This is a genomic window from Sphingobium sp. (genome assembly GCF_033795625.1).
In the GTDB taxonomy this organism is placed as follows: Bacteria; Pseudomonadota; Alphaproteobacteria; order Sphingomonadales; family Sphingomonadaceae; genus Sphingobium.
This window is the reverse complement of the sequence record NZ_JARYGI010000022.1, coordinates 40495-60105: the sequence shown is the minus strand read 5'-3', so window position 1 is coordinate 60105 and position 19611 is coordinate 40495. Positions and strand designations below refer to the sequence as shown.

The following is a 19611-nucleotide window of genomic DNA, read 5'->3' as shown; positions in this document are numbered from 1 at the left end:
ATGCTTGATCATCTCGTCGGTCTCCTGTTGCGAGCTCTAATCGCTCAGGTGACCGGCGCAAAACCGTTACAAGTCCAATCCACGAAAAGAATCCTCCGGGCAAACCCCGTGGACGGCCTCGGAAATCCGATTATGAAAAGCGAAGACAGTCACGTCGATCGCCACCCACTTAGTTATGTCCTTCGCCGTTTAGTGGAGGGAAGGGGGGATGGGGAGGCGTTTGGTAGGATCGAGAAAATGGCACGCCCACGTAAACCCAAAGCGCAGCAAACGGGTCGGGGACGCCCCGCCGGAGCCGAGAAGGCTGTCCTCTATGCTCGCGTATCTACCGCTGAGCAGGAAAAGGAAGGCTTCTCGATCGACGCCCAGGTGGCTCTAGTGCGTGAATACGCCGAGCGCTTGGGTCTCCTCATCGTCGAGCAATACGTCGACGTTGAAACCGCTAAAAAAACTGGTCGGACTCAGTTTGAGGCGATGCTCAAATATCTTCGCGGGCATCCAGGCGTCCGACACCTGCTGGTGGAAAAGACGGACAGGCTCTATCGCAACATCAAAGACTGGGTAACGCTTGATGGGTTCGACATCGAGCTCCATCTTGTCAAGGAAGGAACGGTCCTCTCTCGGGATTCGCGCTCATCGGAAAAGTTCATGCATGGGATCAAGGTTCTCATGGCCAAGAACTATGTGGACAATTTGTCCGAAGAGGCCCGCAAGGGCATGCTGGAGAAGGCGAAGCAGGGCATCTGGCCCTCTCAGGCGCCTTTGGGTTATCTCAACGTCGTCGGGCCTCTTGGGAAGAAAATTATCGTTCCTGACCCCGACCTCGCACCCATCGTTACCCGCGTCTTCGAATGGTTCGAGACTGGCGACTATGCTCTGAAGGACGTTACACAAAAAGCGAGAGCTGCCGGCCTCCGCTATCGTCGCAGCCAACGACCGGTCGGAATCAGCACGATTCACTACATGCTTCGGAACCGGCTCTACGCAGGTGCCTTTGAGTGGGCAGGACGCCTTTTTCAGGGGACCCATGAGCCGATCATAACCCGTGAGACATGGGAGAACGTCCAAGAGGTTCTGGACGGTCGTAGCGCGAGCAATGTTCGTGCCGAGCCATTACGATTTGCCTTCACGGGCCTCATCACGTGCGGACACTGTGGGTGTGCGGTCGTGGCTCAGATGCAGCGTGGCCGCTACGTTTATTACCACTGCTCCGGATTCAAGCAGAAATGCCCGGAGAAGTACGTCCGAGAGGAAGCCTTAGCAAAGGCATTTTCGGAGCAACTCGCCCGTTTGCACATGGATGACGAGGTCTTCTCGCTCATCGAGCGGGCGATTCGCGAATCTCACTCAGATAAGAGCAGGGAGCGGGTCGAGGCGATTGCCCGGCTGCGAGCAGACGCCGATCGGCTACAGCACCGCCTGGACACTCTTTATGTCGATCATCTTGACGGTCGGATATCGAGCGACATGCATGATCGAATGGCAGCGACGTGGCGCGAAGAGCGGGCGGCCTGTCTACGGCGACTAGATGCCCTCCACAATGCCGAAGACGCTTTCGTCGACGATGGCATCGCGCTGCTGAATCTCGCTCGGAAGGCTCACTCAACCTTCAACCTACAGTCACAAAGCGGCAAAAACATCGCTTTGAATCTGTTGGTTTTGAACAGCACGTGGGCAAACGGCCAGCTGACGGTCACCTTCCGCGAACCGTTTGATATGCTTGAGAGAATTGTGTCTGGAACACCGCCCGCCGAGCCCCCGACGGGGTCGGGAGGCTCTGGAGTTTCAAGTTGGCTCCCCGGGACGGATTCGAACCATCGGCCGTCCGATTAACAGTCGGATGCTCTACCGCTGAGCTACCGGGGAGTGGCCCGTAACGTGCCGGGCAGGCCGCGCCTATAGCAGCGGTTTTTCGCTATTGGCAAGTGGTGTCACGCGATAAATTGTTCAGCCGCGATCCGGTCGTCCAACGTATGCTCCGGATCGAAGAGCAGCGTGAGTGGCGTGGTACGGTCGATCTTCACTTCGACACGAGCGACATCCCGAACTTCACGCTGATCGCCAACAGCGCTGACAGGACGTTTGACAGGATCGAGGACCGTGAAGGTGATCGCGGTATTCTCCGGAAGGATGGCGCCACGCCAGCGACGCGGCCGAAAAGGGCTGATCGGCGTCAACGCCATCAATGCCGATCCCAGCGGGAGGATAGGTCCATGCGCGGACAGATTGTAAGCCGTGGACCCTGCAGGAGTAGCCACGAGCACTCCGTCACAGACGAGCTCGGGCAGGACGACGCGACCATTTACTTCGACTGACAGCTTGGCCGTCTGCCGTGTCTCGCGCAGAAGCGAAACCTCGTTGATCGCGGGGATGGAGAACTCCTCACCATCGACGGTGTGCACTGTCATGCGCAGCGGGTTTACCTTGAATATCTTGGCGTCCTGCAATCGTCGGTCCAGCCGTTCAAGACGCCATTCGTTCATCAGGAAGCCAACCGTGCCCAGGTTCATGCCGAACACCGGGACGATGCGTCGCGCCTCCAACATCGCATGAAGCGTCTGAAGCATAAAGCCGTCGCCGCCAAGCGCCACGACCATCTCCGCTTTCTCTACGGGCACGAAGTCATAGCTCGCCCGCAGCCGCTCCTCGGCAGCGCGTGCGGCCTGCGTGGATGACACGACGAGTGCCCTTTTTGGTTCGGCCTCGTCGGACACCGTTAGCCGCCAGTGACGCTCATGTGGCGAATGGTCGCGGCCGAAGCGCCTTCCTCGATCTGAAAGTCATGCCTCAACGGTTTGGTTGCAAGCGCCTGATCGAGCAGCGCGTCGACGGCCGTGACGCCACCGTCGCGGAAGGCTGCCCTCAGATCCACATGCTTCTCATGCCCTAAGCACATATAGATGCGTCCCTGGCAGGTGAGTCGCATGCGATTGCAGCCCGCGCAGAAATTATCGGACATCGGCGTGATCAAGCCCAAGCGCGTTTGGAGCCCTTCGACCGCGAAATAGCGAGCAGGTCCTCCGGTCCGGTCGGGCAAAGGTGCTACATCAAATTCCTGCCTGATGTGCTGCAGAGCGTGGGAGAGCGGAAGATAAGACTCCGTCCTGTCCTCTCCTACGTCCCCTAACGGCATGGTTTCGATCAAGGTGAGATCATGCCCTTCGGTATCGCACCAGCGTAGCATGTCGAGAAACGCATGGTCATTAACGCCCTTCAAGGCGACCATGTTGATCTTGACGGCCAGACCGCTATCCCGCGCGGCGCGCAGGCCAGCGAAAACCTTGTTGATGTCGCCGCGCCGGGTAATGAAGGAAAACATCTCGGGGTCGAGAGTGTCTAGGCTGACATTGATCCGGCGAATACCGGCATCCGCGAGCATCGCCGCATGCTCGGCCAGGTGGGTTCCGTTCGTCGTCAACGTCAGCTCATCGAGACCCTGCCCGATGTGCCGCCCTATCCGCCGTGCAAGATCTCCAAAATCCCTGCGGACCAAGGGCTCTCCGCCACTCAACCGGATTTTGCGAACGCCCCTCGCTATGAACCGGTCGGCGATCAGCGCAATCTCTTCCAAGGTGAGGATTTCGTTCCGAGGAAGGAAAGTCATCTTTTCCGACATGCAGTACCGGCAACGCAGATCGCAGCGATCCGTGACGGAAATGCGCAGATAATCGATCTGCCGGCCAAAACCGTCAGTGAGCGTAGCCCGATCTGTCTTTTCGCTTGGGTGCATGTGCATTAGCTAGGGCATGGCAATGCCAAGCGCAAGCGAGGGCGATCTCGGCGCTCGCCGGTAAGACCGTGCTAAGGCATAGCCACTAAGCGTCGGCTTACAGGCAGAATCGGAACCAGGTTGGCAAAAGGGCAGGCAGTGGATGTATGGCGACGAGATGGCGACGACGGCGACAACCGCTCGCTGTTCATCTTCTCGGAAACCGAACGTGATGCCCTCGCCGATCTGGCGCAGCAGGCCGGTTGGAAAGCCACATCCGTCCGGCGACGCGATAGCGCCGAACGTCGTTATCTTGCCAGTGACGCTACAATCGCGTTGATCGACGTGCGGAGGGGTAACGAGGAAGTTCTTGAGGGCATGGCAAGCGCTGTCGAGGCAAGTGGTGGCGCGCTGATCGTGCTGATCGATGCCCGCGATCTAAGCCGCGCGCCTGGCTTCATAACGGGAGGTGCAACGCACTATCTGTGCGCCCCGGTCAATAGGGAGGCTTTGGAAGCGTGTCTGGCTTCGGCGAATGCGTTGGTCCGAAGGCAGGATGGCCGCAGTTCGGCTGAGGCTATGCCGCATCGGGAGGAGCGTAACCCGCAGTGCGAAGGAAACCGCGATTATCTGACGGGCCTCGCGAATCGCCAAGCGGCAGTCAGTTGGCTGGAAAAGCACCTCGATGGATCAACTGCCGGTCCGATCGTGCTGCTTTTGTCCATCGGTCCCCTCGATCGAATAAATGCAGCTTACGGGCAAGTGGCCGGGGATGTTTTGCTTGGAAGAATAGCACGGCGGGTCGAACGGCTGGCCGGCGAATTCGGAGGGGCGGGAGTTCTCGCAGCCAGGATCGCGGGCACGCAATATCTGATCGGGATTGCGTCTGGTATTCTCGATACCGACCGAAGTGTTCTACTGGCCCGCCGCATCGTTGCAGCGATTGCGCAGCCTTTCAGTGCCGGCGATCACCTTATACGGCTGACGGGACGCTGTGGTATTGCAGAGGCCCTGCCGGGTGACACTGCGGTCCAATTGTTGCGGCGAGCGGGAACGGCTCTGGCAGATGCCAAGCATTCCGACGGGGAGGGCATTCGCCTTCTCACCGCTAGCACTCATAGCCCGGAAGCAGACCCTGACCGCCTTGAGAGCGACCTGCGGCTAGCCCTCGATCGCGGCGAAATCGACATCCTGTTCCAGCCACAATATTCCTGCGCGGACGATCGTTTGACTGGAGCGGAGGCTCTGGCGCGCTGGAATCACCCTCATTACGGGCCCTTGGGGGCGTCTGCCTTGTTCTCTGCAGCGGAACGCTCCGATTTTCTGCTTCCGCTTTCGGCCCACATACAGGCTGAAGCGCTGCGGCAGGCGGCCAACTGGGCGGACTCCCTCGCAGCTTTAAGATTATCTATTAACGTCACCGCTTCCGATATTTCGCAGCCGCAGTTTCTGGATCAGTTCCTGGCAATGGTCGACGCAAGTGGCTTTCCAAGAAGTCGGCTAACGGTTGAGATCACCGAAAGCGGGATGATCGAGGACGTGGATGCGGCGGCCACGTTGTTGAGCCAGTTGCGGTCGTCCGGGCTGGCAGTTGCCATCGATGACTTCGGAACCGGCTACTCAAGCCTTGCCTATCTTAAAGCCCTGCCGCTGGATTATTTGAAGATTGATAGCGGCCTCGCTCAAGACATTGCCGGTTCTGAACGTGACCGCATCATCGTGAGGGGCGTGATCCAAATGGCAAAGGCGCTCGGCATGAAAGTCGTCGCCGAGGGCGTAGAAACTCACGCACAGCGGGAATTACTCACCGAAGAAGGCTGCGATTTCTTTCAGGGCTTTCTGAAATCGCATGCGGTGTCCGGAGCGGAACTTGCCGCGCTCGCCAACGGGGAATGCTAAGCTGGCGAGAATTCGCCAGTCTGTTCGTCCAGGATGTTCAGAACGCCGTCAGATATTGCAAAGAACGCCCCGATCAACTTCAACTCGCCGCTCCGCTCCTTGGAGCGCACGCAGGGAAAGGTGCGGAGATTTGCCAGGCTGACCTTGACGCCCTCGTGCTCCATTGCCCGCGTAGCTTCGACGGTGCCCTGATCTGGATGCGCAGCGACGACGTGAGCGCGCGCCTCGTCCAGCAACTTGATCCAGTTGGCAATGAAGCCTCCCTCGCCCGGCGGCCGGTCCTTCAGGTCGCCCGTAAGTGCGGCCTTGCACCCGCCGCAGCTGCCATGGCCCATCACTACGATCTCGCCGACCTTGAGGACCTGAACGGCAAACTCCAGGGCGGCGGAAACCCCGTGCAGGCCCGGAGTCGTCTCGAAGGGCGGAACCAGCGCAGCCACATTTCGGACGACGAAGATCTCGCCCGGATTGGTGTCGAATATCTGCGCGGGATCGACTCGGCTGTCTGAACAGGCGATGATCATGACACCAGGCGCCTGGCCGTCACGCAGTTCGCCCCAACGCTCGCGCTGCTGCGCCCAGCCGATCTGGCGAAAGCGGCGATATCCAGAAATCATGTTGGCGAAATCTGTCATGATGGTCTCCCGATTGATGGCCGCGGGATAGGAACCGGCAAAGCCACTGGCAAGACCGATTGCCGATCGCTATGTGAGGGGGCATGAATGAGATCCTGCCTATCGGCCCCGCCACCATCGGTTCGCCTCGTGCCCGGAAGCCCGACTGGATACGCGTGAAAGCGCCCACCAGTCCCGGCTATGCCGAGACGAAAAAGCTGATGCGCGAAAAAGGTCTGGCCACGGTCTGCGAAGAAGCGGCTTGCCCCAATATCGGGGAGTGCTGGAGCAAGAAGCACGCTACGGTAATGATCCTGGGTGACGTATGTACGCGGGCCTGTGCTTTCTGCAACGTGAAGACCGGGATGCCGCGCAAGGTCGATCCCCTGGAACCGCTTCATTTGGCGGAAGCGGCGGCCGAGATGGGGCTGGAGCACATCGTCATCACATCGGTGGACCGGGACGACCTTCCCGATGGCGGCGCGTCTCAGTTCGTCAAGGTGATCCAGGAATTGCGGCGTACGACGCCACAAACTACTATTGAAATCCTAACGCCGGATTTTCGCAACAAGCACGAAGCGGCTATCGAAGCGATCGTTGCCGCACGTCCCGATGTATATAATCACAACCTGGAGACCGTGCCCCGCCTGTATCCCACGATCCGTCCCGGTGCTCGCTATTATGCGTCGCTGCGTCTGCTGGAGACGGTTAAGAAGCTAGACCCATCGATCTTCACGAAGTCGGGTATCATGCTGGGACTGGGCGAACAGCGGCTAGAGGTTCATCAGGTGATGGACGACATGCGATCGGCCGATATCGATTTCCTAACGATGGGACAGTATCTTCAGCCTACGCCGAAACATGCCAAGGTGATCGAGTTCGTTCCACCGGCTGGCTTCAACGCCTATGCTGCGATCGCGCGGGCAAAAGGATTCCTGCAGGTGGCTTCCAGTCCGCTGACCCGGTCAAGCTATCACGCAGGCAAGGATTTCGCCGAGATGCGCGCAGCCCGTGAAGCGCTGCTGGCAAAGAAGGCCGCCCATGCCCCGGCATGAGGAGACCAAGCATCTGCCCTACACCCCGGAGCAGATGTTCGATCTGGTCGCGGATGTGCAGCATTATGAAGAGTTTCTTCCGTGGGTGAGTGCAATCCGGATTCGGTCGAACAGCGATACGGAAATGATCGCCGACATGGTTGTGGGCTTCAAAGGACTGCGCGAGACATTCACGTCAAAGGTGGTCAAAAAGCGCCCGGAAGAGGTGCGTGTCGACTATCTGGATGGGCCACTAAAGCATCTTTATAATCTGTGGCATTTCCGCAGCGACGGGCAGGGTGGGGTGCTGGTCGATTTCGAAGTCGATTTCGCCTTCAAAAGCCGACTGTTCGAGGCGCTGGCGGGGCAGGTGTTCGATACGGCGCTACGGAAGATGATCGGCGCTTTTGAAACGCGCGCTGCGGCTCTCTATGGAGCAGGCGCGCCCGGGAGCAGCAGTTCGAGCGCACATAGCGCGGCTTGAAGCCTGACGCCGCCGCGGCCGGTATTTTCGAAAGTGCGGGTGTCAGCCACGGCGTCATCGTCCGCGGCACCTTTTTCGGCTCGCGCGAATACGACTGTACCGACGGGCTTTTGCTCGGAACCGCCCTCCGGCCCTGCTATTCCCGTAATCGCAACCGCAACATCGGCGTTGGACCTCACCAGCGCGCCCTGAGCCATTGCCCAAGCCACGGCTATGGAGACGGCGCCGAACGTATCCAGCACATCCTCCGACACCTTCAGCAGGTTCTTTTTCATTTCGTTTGAATATGTGATGAAGCCGGCTTCGAAAATCTCCGAGGAGCCGGGGATCTCGGTCAGGGCCGCCGACACAAGTCCGCCTGTGCAACTCTCCGCAACAGCGATGATGCGGCCGATCCTGCGGTTCGCCTCTACGACCTCGCGGGCTTTGTCGACGAGTTCCTGGGGAAGAATGGAATCGGGCATGGGATCAGAACCCCCCGGGCAAGGACAAGGTTGCAATGGCTTGCGCAGCGATGCCTTCGCCGCGTCCGGCAAATCCCAGCCGCTCGGTGGTCGTTGCCTTGATGCTGACCCTACCCGGATCGACTGCGAGCAACTCCGCCACCTTGGCCTGCATCTGAGAGCGGTAGGGCCCCACTTTCGGCGCTTCGCAGATTATCGTGACGTCAACATGAACGACAAGTCCGCCCCGCGCCGCGACGAGGTCGCGCGCATGCTCCACGAAACGCGATGAGGAAGCTCCGCGCCACTGGGGATCGGAAGGGGGAAAGTGACTGCCGATATCGCCATCGGCCAGTGCCCCGAGGATCGCATCGACCAAGGCGTGAAGCGCCACATCCGCATCGCTGTGTCCATTAAGCCCTTTATCGTGAGGGACCTGAACGCCGCAGAGCCACAGCTCTTCACCCGAAACGAGGCGATGAACGTCATAGCCCATGCCGACGCGTGTTTCGCTAGTTGAGGCAAGTCGCTGCTCTGCGTTCGCGAAATCAGCCGGGAGCGTCAGTTTGTCCAGCATTGCGTCCCCCTGGACCATTTTAACGTGACCGCCAAGAGCGCGAACCATCTGCGCGTCGTCTGTCGGATCATATTCGCCCTTCCAGCCCTGATGCGCGGTATGAATGATGTCATACCGGAAAGCCTGCGGTGTTTGTACCCGGTACAGGGCATTGCGATCCACGACTTCTCCCAGCATCTTTTCCCCGCGCGCGAGCGTATCCACCACCGGAAGCACAGGTATCGCCGCTTCATCGCTCTCCAGGGCCGAAAGCAGTCGGTCGATCACTGTCACAGGTAGAAACGGCCGAGCAGCATCATGGATCAGGACGATGTCAGCGCCAGACGCGGCGCGAAGCCCGGCACCTACTGACGCCCGGCGGGTTGCCCCTCCTGTCACGAACGATATCGTGTCATTCCGTTCGATGGCCAACGCCGCCTCCGCAATAGCCTGCTGGCCAGCACCAATGACGATCACCACATGGTCAATCCTTGGATGTTGAGAAAGCGCGGCTACTGCATGGCCCAGAACGGTGTTGCCCGCGACCTTACGGTACTGCTTCGGCAAATCGCCTCCAGCGCGGACGCCCTGGCCAGCGGCAAGGAGGATGGCGACTGTTGAGCGCTTCATCATGGGGGGCGCATAGCCGAGCAACCCGACCTCCGCCAGTCGCTTGCCGAAAGGAGTCATAAACGCTAAGAGGCTGCCTCATTTTTAGGCATATTCATTCCATGCAGAGCGGCCCTCCCAGTTCTTCTGTCCGTCCGATCTCAATCGGCGATCTGACGATTGACCAGCCGGTCATTCTGGCCCCGATGACGGGGGTGACGGATATGCCGTTCCGGACGCTGGTGCGCCGCTATGGCTGCGGGCTCAACGTAACGGAGATGATCGCCTCCGCAGCGATGATTCGCGAGACGCGTCAGTCGATCCAGAAAGCAGCATGGCACCCGATCGAAGAGCCGGTATCGATGCAGCTTGCCGGATGCTCACCCACGGAAATGGCAGAGGCTGCCAAGCTCAACGCGGATCGTGGCGCAGCGATTATCGACATCAACATGGGCTGCCCGGTGAAGAAGGTGGTGAACGGCGACGCGGGCAGCGCTCTGATGCGCGACTTGCCGCTTGCTGCATCGCTGATCAAGGCGACCATAGATGCGGTGGATGTCCCCGTTACTGTGAAGATGCGGATGGGCTGGGATCATAGCAGCCTCAACGCCCCCGAGCTTGCTCACATCGCTGAGGATCTGGGCGCCAAGCTCATCACGGTTCACGGCCGCACCCGTAATCAGATGTACAAAGGGTCGGCCGACTGGGCTTTTATTCGCAAGGTTAAGGATGCGGTGTCGCTGCCGGTGATCGCAAACGGCGACATCTGTTCGCTGGAAGACGCCGATGCCGCACTTATCCAAAGTGGCGCAGACGGCATTATGATCGGGCGAGGCGCGTATGGGCGGCCCTGGCTGTTAGGGCAGGTGATGCACTGGCTGGCTACGGGTGAGCGTCTGGCAGACCCTTCGCTCGCCGAGCAATTTGCGATGATCCTGGAACATTACCGCGCGATGCTGGAGCATTACGGCACTGAAACCGGCGTCAACATGGCGCGAAAGCATATCGGCTGGTACACGAAGGGCCTCCCTGGGTCGGCGGAGTTTCGGCACGCCGTCAACAAGGAACCTGACGCTGAACGTGTGATCGACATGCTGACCGCGTTCTACGAGCCGCTTATCGCCTCGCCGCAGTTCGAAGTCGCGTTCCCGATGGATCAGGCGGCCTGATGATCCCGCGGGTGTCAGCGCCACCCTTCAGGCATATGGATAATGCTCCCTCGTTAAGCGACATCGTGACTGCCTCACCCGTGGCCACATTGGTCGTGGGTCCGGATAATCGAGTCTATAATACCAACGTAAGTGCGGAGACGCTGCTGAACATGGCGCGTTCCGCAATCATTGGTAGCGACATCAGCCGGACGCTTCGCCTGGCGGATATCGATGGTCGTTACGATGTCTGGAACTCCGAAAAGCCGCTTGCGGCCTACGATGTCCAACTTCATGCTGGTCGGACCGCTGCAATGGAAGTCGACCTGATGATCGCGCCCATTCCTGATCACGACGGGTGGAGGGTGGTATCCGTACACGCCAAAAGCGAGGCGCAGAAAATCGCACATCGACGGACAGCGGGCGGCACCCGATCGGCTATGGGCGCCGCGGCCATACTGGCGCACGAAATCAAGAACCCCTTGTCCGGCATCCGCGGGGCTGCGCAATTGCTGGAAACAGGGGAGGATGAGGGAAATAGTGCGTTAACGCGCCTCATCTGCAACGAGGTGGACCGGATCGCGGCGCTAATCGACCGGATGCAGGACTTTACAACCGAGCGTTCGCTGGTCTGCAAGCCCGAGAATATCTACCCGTTGATCGACCGCGCCGCCGAGATTGCGATGGCTGGCTTCGCAAGAGAAGTGAAGATCAGCAGGAGCTACGATCCCTCGTTACCCTTCGCGCTGGTGAATGGGGACGCGCTCGTTCAGATCATGATCAATCTGTTGAAAAACGCCGCTGAAGCGCTGGTGATGCGGGAACGCTCTGGCCCTAAGCCGCGCATACGAATCATGACCGCTTTCCGTCACGGGATGTCGGTCATGCTACCCGGTGGAAAAGGCAACGCATCCTTGCCTATCGAAATTCTGGTGATCGACAATGGACCGGGCGTGCCTGATCATATTCGTGATCATCTTTTCAATCCTTTCATCACCGGCAAGCGGTCGGGGCAGGGGCTGGGCCTTGCTCTGGTGGACAAGCTGGTTCGAGATATGAATGGCTTCGTCCAGTTCCAGCGCGACGAAGCGGCACAGGAGACCATATTCCGGGTCCTTCTTCCAATAGGGATGGGGTGATGGCTCCGCACCTATCCGGTCTCACAGGTAAGGTTCTGGTCGTCGATGACGATCCGGCCATTTGTATCGTCGTGGGAGAAGCACTTCGGCGACAAGGCCATAAGGTAAAGACTGCTGCAACGATCCGGGAACGCGCTACGCTGTTGGATACCTTCGCGCCCGAGGTGCTGATTACCGACGTGGTGCTACCGGACGGCAACGGACTGGATGATGTTGCCGCCATCATCGAGGACGACCCCTTGATCAGCGTCATCATCCTGTCCGCCCAAAATACTTTGAACACAGCGGTGCGTGCAACCGAAAAAGGTGCATTCGAGTATCTGCCCAAGCCGTTTGATTTGAACGAGCTGACGCGTGCAGTTGCGGATGCGCTTTCCACGCGTGGGGATGGGGCGCCCCAACTGCCTGAAGAGGTAGCCGGCAAAGGTATCGAGCAGGACGGGTTGCCGCTCGTCGGACGATCTGTCGCAATGCAGGAAGTATATCGTACGATTGCCAGAGTGGTGTCCAACGATCTCACCATCCTGGTGTTGGGCGAGTCCGGCACAGGCAAGGAACTGGTTGCCGAGGCGATTCATAAGCTAGGGCGGCGGAACAAAAAACCGTTTGTTGCCATCAATATGGCGGCGATACCTCGCGAACTGATCGAGGCAGAGCTTTTCGGGTATGAGAAGGGCGCTTTTACTGGCGCTCACTCCAGAACCGCAGGCAAGTTCGAGCAGGCAGAAGGAGGCACACTCTTCCTGGACGAGATTGGCGACATGCCGATGGAAGCGCAAACCAGACTGCTAAGGGTACTTCAATCCGGAGAAGTGACGACGGTAGGCGGGTCAAGCCAGGTAAAAGTGAATGTTCGCATTATCGCCGCGACCAACAAGGATCTGGCTACCCTCATCGCGGATAATAAATTTCGCGAGGATTTGTACTATCGGCTGAACGTCGTTCCGATCCAGCTCCCGGCGCTTCGTCAGCGGCGAGATGATATCCCTCTTCTGGCGCGCCATTTTCTTGAGTGGGCAGCCAATGAAGGTCTTCCGCGCAAAACGCTTGCCGAGGATGCTGCATTGCTGATGTGCGATTGGCACTGGCCTGGTAATGTGCGCGAATTGCAGAACCTGATGCAGCGGCTGGCGGTCCTTTCGCGGGAAAATGTGATTACGGCCGAGATCCTGCGACAGAATCTGCCTCTCCAGGATGCCCCGGCCGAGATTCACGAGAATGTCTCGACGCGTTTGGTCGAGGTGGTGAGAGAATGGGTGCGGGGGCGATGCGCGCTAGGTGCGGGGCCCGCGAGCGATCAACTTCACGAGGATATGCTCGCCTTGGTAGAGCCAGTTCTTTTCCGGGAGATTCTCCTAAGTACGGAGTGCAACCAGATTCGCGCAGCGGGGATGCTAGGCATCAATCGCAATACCTTGAGGTCTAAGCTGTCGGAATACGGCATTGATCCCAATGCCTTGAAGCAGGCGGATAGGTAGTAGCCGATCAACGCCACTTTTCCGGCGATCAGATGCGGCTAAGTTGCAAAAACTGTGTGTCGGAAGGCACAATATTGTTGTATCAATGCAACTATGAACGACGAAGCGGGTCTTCCGCAACTTTATGATGCACGCTGGCGGCGCATGCTGCCACGGTGGATGCGTGGACGCAGCCTAGCTCCTTTTGTGGAAACGGCGACATTGCTGTTGTTGCTGGGAACAGCGACTCTCACCTATTTGCTCGTGTCGGCTCAGGGCGAGTCTTACACCCTTTTGACGCCGCCTATCGTGGCGTTATTGCTAGTCGCCAATCTGGTGCCTGCCATCGCGCTACTGGTGCTGCTTGGCCGTCGCCTTGCGATCCGGAGAGCTTCGCGCACTGCTGCAGGTAGCGAGGGGCAACTGCACGTACGCCTCGTCGCGATCTTCTCGATATTGTCCAGCGTCCCCATGCTGCTGGTGGTCATCTTTGCCTCGTTGCTGTTTCAATATGGCGTCCAATTCTGGTTCTCCGACAGCGCTCGGGGAATGCTTGAAAACGCCAATGAATTCGCGCGGGGTTACTATGAGCAGAACATCGGGGAGGTCCGCGACGAAACCCTGACGATGGCCAACGACTTGCGCGACTACCTCAATCAATCGTCGCTATCGAGCCCTGATTTCCGCGAGGGCTACGTCTATCAGGTCGTGACGCGGAAGCTGAATCGCTCTGCGATCATTCAGATTGGCAAGGACGGCGTGGAGCGAACGGCTGCTAACGTGGCGTCCGACAACAATGTGGCACGCAACATCATCACCAAGGCCGTGAGGGATAGACTGACGAAAGGCGAGAACGTCGTCGTAACTGCCAGCCCGAACCAGATCGAGGCAGTGACGCTGCTCTATCCCCGCGAGCAGATCTATCTTTACGCGACTCGCGACGCCGATGCCCCCGCGTTCAGCCAAGTCAAACGCGCCCGCGCCGTCCTGGCCGACTATGACGACTTTGCGGTACGATCGCGCAGTCTGCAGCTTCGTTTCAACATAGCCTTGTTCGTCGGATCGCTGCTGCTGGTGGGGATAGCGGTGTGGATCGCACTCACGGTTGCGGATCGCCTCGTCCGGCCTGTCAACGAACTGGTCGATGCGGCTCGTCGGATTACCGCCGGCGATCTTTCGACCAGAGTGTCGGGACCACATGCACGCGATGAAATCGGCACGTTGGCAAGTGCCTTCAATCGCATGACGCAGCGTCTGGAGGCGCAGACCGGCGCGCTGGTCGCTGCCAACAGCCAGCTCGACAATCGCCGCGCCTTCATCGAGGCCATCCTGTCCGGAGTGACCGCAGGCGTTCTGTCAGTCGACCAAAATCACGTAGTGCAATTGCTCAACAGTTCTGCCCAGCGTATCCTGGTCGGAGATGGCAGCGACCCTGTGGGCCAGCCACTTGCCGCGCTGACGCCGGAACTTGCAGAACTGCTGAGCGAGGAACAAAGCGCGGGGATCGTGCAGGTCCGGACGCATGGCGATCTGCGGACACTCGCCGTCAAAGTGTCTCGCGATACTTCCGGTCATATTCTCACGTTCGATGACATTACTCAGCAACTGTCCGATCAGAGACGTGCGGCGTGGTCCGATGTCGCCCGCAGGATTGCGCATGAAATCAAGAACCCGCTTACGCCGATCCAGCTTGCGGCCGAGAGGCTGCAACGTCGCTATGGCAAGGAGATCACCAATGATGCGGCGACCTTCACGCGGCTGACCGGCACGATCATCCGGCAAGTCGGAGACCTGCGGCGGATAGTCGACGAATTTTCCTCCTTCGCGCGCATGCCCAAGCCGGTTTTCCGGCGCGAGGCCATTACAGATATCGCCCGCCACTCCCTCTTCCTTCACGAAGTCGCGCATCCCGACATCGGCTTTTCTTTCGACTCCCGCGTGGGCTCCACGGAGATCGTATGCGACCGCCGGCAAATGGGGCAGGCTCTTACCAACATCGTCAAGAATGCAGTGGAAGCCATAGAACAGAAACCTCCATTCGAGGACGGGGCGCTGCGGGGGCATGTATCCATGGAACTGGCCGAGGATAGTCAGGGCAGGCTGCTGATCAAGGTCACGGACGACGGCATTGGCCTGCCGCCGGAACGAGACCGGATACTAGAACCTTATATGACCACTCGGGCGAAAGGGACGGGCCTTGGCTTGGCGATCGTGAAGAAAATCGTGGAGGAACATTGCGGCGAGATCGCCTTCTGTGACGCCGATGGGGGAGGAGCATGCGTTTCCATATTGCTCGACAATGCCGCGTTGGAACGACTGGAAGCGGCCCCGGACCAGGCCGCTACGAAGGGACTAGTTACTGCTCATGGCGCTTGATATTCTGATCGTTGACGATGAGGAAGACATTCGCGATCTGGTCGCGGGTGTTCTGGAAGATGAAGGCTACGAGGCGCGGACAGCCGCCAGCAGCGATGCTGCTTTGGAGGCCTTGGGGGAACGTAGGCCGTCCCTTGTGCTGCTGGACGTGTGGCTGCAAGGCTCCAAACTCGACGGCCTGGACCTTCTGGACGAAATAAAAAAGCGCGATCCATCGATACCCGTATTGATGATATCGGGTCATGGCAATCTGGACACCGCTGTCGCCGCCATTCGGAAGGGCGCCACAGATTTCATCGAAAAACCGTTCGAGGCGGATCGCCTGCTGCATCTGGTATCTCGCGCGACTGAGACCGAGCGTTTGCGGCGTGAGAACCAGTCGTTGCGGGCGCGTATCGGGAATGATGACGAACTTACCGGCAATTCCAGTGCGATAAATGGCGTTCGGGCGACCATCAAACGCGTTGCGGGGACGGGCAGTCGCGTTCTGATTTCAGGCCCTGCAGGGGGCGGCAAGGAAGTTGCCGCACGAATGCTCCATGCCTGGAGCGGCCGGGCGGATGCGCCGTTCATCGTAGTGGCGGCTGCGCGCATGGAGCCCGAACGCGTCGAGGAAGAACTGTTCGGCATCGAAGACGGCGAAGGAATGGTTCGGCCCGGTTTCCTGGAACAGGCACATGGCGGAACGCTGTATCTCGACGAGATCGCCGACATGCCTATTACGACTCAGGGCAAGATCCTGCGGGTCCTGACGGATCAAAGCTTTACGCGCGTCGGCGGGCAGCGGCAGGTCAAAGTGGACGTCCGCGTCATTTCTTCCACCGCGCTCGACTTGGCGCAGGAAATTCAGGAGAAAAGATTTCGGGAAGACCTGTATTACCGCCTGAATGTCGTTCCACTGGTGATCCCTCCGTTAAGCGATCGGCGCGACGACATTCCACCATTGGTAGACCACTTCTTAGCGCGGTTCGCTGCCGAACAGCGCGTGGCATCTCCAGAGATCGCAACGGACGCCATGGCTGCGCTTCAGGCATGCGAGTGGCCGGGAAATGTGCGGCAACTAAGAAACGTGATCGAGCGCACGATGATCCTGGCGCCAGGCGATCGTGTGGGACGTATAGAACTCGATATGCTCCCGGCCGAAGCCACAGGCGGCGGCGGGGGCGAGGGGATAGGACAGAACGCCATCATGGGTTCGCCTTTGCGCGAGGCACGCGAGAGCTTCGAGCGCGAGTATCTGCGCGTACAGATCCGCCGCTTTTCGGGCAATATCTCCCGAACCGCGACCTTCATCGGGATGGAACGGTCTGCGCTTCATCGTAAACTCAAGTTATTAGGCATTACGGAAGGTAAGGATGGATAACGACTAGGCGAAAGCCATTGGACTTATCTCGCAGTTGCGGTACAAACCCGTGTTCTCCGGTACGCGGTGAACAGCACGATGCCTTTGCTAAGGGCACAAGTGCGGGCAACGTCCCGCCAAGATAGAAAGGCTTAAACATGGCCGATAAGATAAACAATCTTCAGGATATTTTCCTGAATGGCCTTCGCAAGACCAAGACGCCAGTCACGATGTTCCTGGTGAAGGGTGTCAAACTTCAGGGCATTATAACCTGGTTCGACAACTTTTCGGTTTTGCTGCGGCGCGATGGACAATCCCAGCTTGTGTATAAGCATGCGATATCGACCGTCATGCCGGCACAGCCGATGGACTTGTCCGAAGTGCGAAAGGCGTTTGAGGCCAACGACAAGAAGGCCAAGCTGCTGCAGGAGATATTCCTGAATGCGGTGCGCAAATCCGGTTACCCGGTTACGATGTTTCTGGTGAATGGTGTAATGCTGCAAGGAGAAATTGCCGCATTCGACCTCTTCTGCATGTTGCTGGAGCGCGACGGAATGGCACAGCTGGTTTACAAGCACGCGATTTCCACCGTTCAGCCATCACATCCACTCGATCTCTCTGCGGAAGGCGAAGCGGATCAGGATTGATCCGGTTTCCAGCGAACAATTTCGTCTTAGAGGCGTTAGATCGGCATGAGTGGTTTTAATCGCGAAGCCGACGAAGAAGTCGCGCGTGGTGCGCGTGCCATCGTCGTGAGTGCAGAAACTCAAGGTGGTGATCGCCGAAGCAGTGAAGCGCGCTTGGAAGAAGCGGGCGGTCTTGCTCTGGCGATCGGGATAGACGTGCAGGCTTCCCAATCCTTCCGGGTGCGGGATCGGAAACCTGCGACACTCTTTGGTAGCGGGCAGGTTGAGGCGATCGCAGCCTTGGCGCAGGATCATGAGGCCGAGCTGGTCATCGTAGACAACGCGTTGTCGCCCGTTCAGCAGAGCAATCTGGAAAAGGCCACAAAAGCCAAGGTCATCGACCGTACTGGTTTGATTCTCGAGATCTTCGGGGAACGGGCCGCGACCAACGAAGGGCGGCTGCAGGTTGAGCTGGCCCATCTCGACTATCAGGCCGGGCGGCTGGTGCGAAGCTGGACTCACTTGGAACGGCAACGCGGTGGCTTCGGCTTCCTTGGCGGTCCAGGCGAAACCCAGATTGAGGCCGACCGTCGGATGATCCGCGATCGTATGGCAAAAATCCGTCGCGAGCTTGAGCAGGTGACCAGGACCCGCGGATTGCATCGCGCTCGCCGTCAAAAAGCGCCTTGGCCGATCATTGCCCTGGTGGGCTACACCAATGCCGGAAAGTCCACGCTTTTCAATAGGATGACGGGCGCAGATGTCATGGCGGAGAACCTGCTGTTCGCCACGCTCGATCCAACAATGCGGCAAGTCGCTCTTCCAGGCCTCGATAAGGCGATCTTGTCGGATACTGTCGGGTTTGTGTCTGATCTTCCCACTCAACTGATAGCGGCCTTCCGCGCGACGCTGGAGGAAGTGCTGTCGGCTGACTTGATCGTCCACGTCCGTGACATTGCGCATCCCGACACCGAGGCGCAGCGCGCCGACGTTCTGGAAGTTCTCGAGGAGCTTGGTGTAATCGGGGAGGGGGTTGACCCCGCGGCAGCGGTTCCGATGCTGGAGGCATGGAACAAGCTTGACTTACTAGACGAGGAGGCGGCTATCCATGCGCACGAGGTCGCGTCTCGCCAGGACAATGTTGTGTTGGTATCTGCGTTGACAGGTGAAGGGATAGACCTCTTGCAACGTCAGATCAGCGCTACATTAACTGCTGGCGCCGACGTTCACGTCCTTACGCTGGATCCCGCCGATGGCGCCGCGCTTGCATGGCTTCACGAACATGGGGAGGTGCTGGATAGCACCTTGCAAGAGGAAGGACTTCATGTCGAAGCGCGGCTGTCGCAGTCTGCCTATGCTCGGTTCAGGGCGCGGGCTGCGTAGCTTTTTTCGCCGCATTCCAAAGTTCTTCTTTGGCGGAAAGCGGTAGATCTGTGAACTTTCCGCCACCTCCCGCTTCCATTGCCCGAAAGCGTTTTTCAAATTTGCCGCTTGCTCGGCGCAGAGCCGCTTCCGGATCGACCTTCAAATGGCGTGCTAGATTGACGACGGAAAAAAGCAGGTCGCCAATCTCATCTTCTTGCTCATCGTTAGAGCTAGCGCTGGCAACCTCTTCAATTTCCTCATGTACTTTGGCGTAAACATCAGATATATCAGGCCAGTCGAACCCGGTGCGGGCAGCGCGCTTCTGGATCTTCACCGCGCGGAGCAGGGCGGGCAGTGCGAGGGCGACACCCGCCAACGCACTGGTATCCGAATCCTTTTCAGCCCGCTCGGCAGCTTTGATGCTTTCCCAGTTAGATCGCACATCGTCGTCCAGCGCTTGCGATTTTTCAAAGACATGCGGGTGGCGGCGGATCATCTTCTCGCAAATTGTCTCAACGACGCTTTGGAGCGAAAAATACCCAAGTTCTTCGGCGATGCGCGCGTGGAAAACCACCTGAAGCAGCAGGTCGCCGAGTTCGTCTTTAATTGCGGAAATATCGTTCCGGGCAATTGCGTCCGCGACTTCATAGGCTTCCTCAATCGTGTATGGCGCAATAGTAGCGAAAGTCTGGTCCAAATCCCAAGGGCAGCCATTAACCGGATGGCGTAGTGTAGCCATGATAATCGCGAGCGGCATAATGTCGGCAGGACTGGCATCAACAGCAGCAAAATCTGACATATAATAAAGTC

Annotated in this window: 17 protein-coding genes and 1 tRNA gene; 11 read left to right on the top strand and 7 right to left on the bottom strand. The window is 58.7% G+C overall.

Annotation, left to right across the window (positions count from 1 at the left end):
- A complete protein-coding gene (locus QHC67_RS12135) occupies positions 1-1833 on the top strand; it encodes a recombinase family protein (protein ID WP_319294671.1) in 1833 nt (610 codons plus the stop codon).
- On the opposite strand, the gene QHC67_RS12130 is transcribed toward QHC67_RS12135, so the two are convergent.
- From QHC67_RS12130 to moaA, 3 genes are all read right to left on the bottom strand, one after another.
- Positions 1792-1866 (bottom strand) — tRNA-Asn (locus QHC67_RS12130). The two genes, QHC67_RS12135 and QHC67_RS12130, sit on opposite strands and share 42 nt — an antisense overlap.
- A 65-nt stretch (positions 1867-1931) precedes the next feature.
- Positions 1932-2714 carry an NAD kinase gene (locus QHC67_RS12125; RefSeq protein ID WP_319294662.1) on the bottom strand — a complete coding sequence of 261 codons (783 nt, stop codon included), beginning with the start codon at positions 2712-2714 and terminating at the stop codon, positions 1932-1934.
- Positions 2715-2716: 2 nt separating this feature from the next.
- Positions 2717-3730: a GTP 3',8-cyclase MoaA gene (gene moaA / locus QHC67_RS12120; protein ID WP_319294660.1), complete on the bottom strand. Its 1014-nt coding sequence runs from the start codon at positions 3728-3730 to the stop codon at positions 2717-2719.
- A gap of 183 nt (positions 3731-3913) precedes the next feature.
- Here moaA and QHC67_RS12115 point away from each other — a divergent pair, with 183 nt between their 5' ends.
- Complete coding sequence (locus QHC67_RS12115) at positions 3914-5608, top strand: putative bifunctional diguanylate cyclase/phosphodiesterase (protein ID WP_413818534.1); 1695 nt, start codon at positions 3914-3916, stop codon at positions 5606-5608.
- Here the strand turns inward: QHC67_RS12115 and QHC67_RS12110 are convergent.
- Complete coding sequence (locus tag QHC67_RS12110; protein ID WP_319294656.1) at positions 5605-6243, bottom strand: carbonic anhydrase; 639 nt, start codon at positions 6241-6243, stop codon at positions 5605-5607. The two genes, QHC67_RS12115 and QHC67_RS12110, sit on opposite strands and share 4 nt — an antisense overlap.
- An 83-nt stretch (positions 6244-6326) precedes the next feature.
- Between QHC67_RS12110 and lipA the strand changes: the two genes are divergently transcribed.
- Entirely contained in the window at positions 6327-7277 is a 951-nt protein-coding gene (gene lipA / locus QHC67_RS12105; RefSeq protein ID WP_319294654.1) for a lipoyl synthase, read from the top strand.
- Complete coding sequence (locus tag QHC67_RS12100) at positions 7264-7740, top strand: type II toxin-antitoxin system RatA family toxin (RefSeq protein WP_319294652.1); 477 nt, start codon at positions 7264-7266, stop codon at positions 7738-7740. Before lipA ends, QHC67_RS12100 begins: the two co-directional genes overlap by 14 nt.
- Here QHC67_RS12100 and QHC67_RS12095 read toward each other — a convergent pair.
- A complete protein-coding gene (locus tag QHC67_RS12095) occupies positions 7686-8204 on the bottom strand; it encodes a CinA family protein (protein WP_319294650.1) in 519 nt (172 codons plus the stop codon). The two genes, QHC67_RS12100 and QHC67_RS12095, sit on opposite strands and share 55 nt — an antisense overlap.
- A gap of 4 nt (positions 8205-8208) precedes the next feature.
- Positions 8209-9372, bottom strand: coding sequence for a bifunctional 2-C-methyl-D-erythritol 4-phosphate cytidylyltransferase/2-C-methyl-D-erythritol 2,4-cyclodiphosphate synthase (locus QHC67_RS12090; protein ID WP_319294648.1), 1164 nt, complete (start codon positions 9370-9372; stop codon positions 8209-8211).
- A 98-nt stretch (positions 9373-9470) separates the two neighbouring features.
- Between QHC67_RS12090 and dusB the strand changes: the two genes are divergently transcribed.
- The 7 genes from dusB to hflX all read left to right on the top strand — a co-directional run bounded on the left by dusB (position 9471) and on the right by hflX (position 18819).
- The gene (gene dusB, locus QHC67_RS12085) at positions 9471-10517 is read left to right on the top strand and encodes a tRNA dihydrouridine synthase DusB (protein ID WP_319294646.1); all 1047 of its coding nucleotides are present in this window, start codon (positions 9471-9473) and stop codon (positions 10515-10517) included.
- A gap of 35 nt (positions 10518-10552) precedes the next feature.
- On the top strand, positions 10553-11635 hold the full coding sequence (locus tag QHC67_RS12080) for a two-component system sensor histidine kinase NtrB (RefSeq protein WP_413818532.1): 1083 nt from the start codon (positions 10553-10555) through the stop codon (positions 11633-11635).
- Complete coding sequence (locus QHC67_RS12075) at positions 11635-13113, top strand: sigma-54 dependent transcriptional regulator (RefSeq protein ID WP_319294642.1); 1479 nt, start codon at positions 11635-11637, stop codon at positions 13111-13113. Before QHC67_RS12080 ends, QHC67_RS12075 begins: the two co-directional genes overlap by 1 nt.
- A 144-nt stretch (positions 13114-13257) precedes the next feature.
- Positions 13258-15468: an ATP-binding protein gene (locus tag QHC67_RS12070; RefSeq protein WP_413818533.1), complete on the top strand. Its 2211-nt coding sequence runs from the start codon at positions 13258-13260 to the stop codon at positions 15466-15468.
- Positions 15458-16831, top strand: coding sequence for a sigma-54 dependent transcriptional regulator (locus tag QHC67_RS12065; protein WP_319294638.1), 1374 nt, complete (start codon positions 15458-15460; stop codon positions 16829-16831). Before QHC67_RS12070 ends, QHC67_RS12065 begins: the two co-directional genes overlap by 11 nt.
- Positions 16832-16968: 137 nt before the next feature.
- On the top strand, positions 16969-17457 hold the full coding sequence (gene hfq, locus QHC67_RS12060; protein WP_319294636.1) for an RNA chaperone Hfq: 489 nt from the start codon (positions 16969-16971) through the stop codon (positions 17455-17457).
- Positions 17458-17502: 45 nt separating this feature from the next.
- Positions 17503-18819, top strand: coding sequence for a GTPase HflX (hflX, locus tag QHC67_RS12055; RefSeq protein ID WP_319294634.1), 1317 nt, complete (start codon positions 17503-17505; stop codon positions 18817-18819).
- Here the strand turns inward: hflX and mazG are convergent.
- A complete protein-coding gene (gene mazG, locus QHC67_RS12050; protein ID WP_319294632.1) occupies positions 18800-19600 on the bottom strand; it encodes a nucleoside triphosphate pyrophosphohydrolase in 801 nt (266 codons plus the stop codon). The genes hflX and mazG overlap by 20 nt on opposite strands.
- Between the last annotated feature and the right edge of the window lie 11 nt (positions 19601-19611).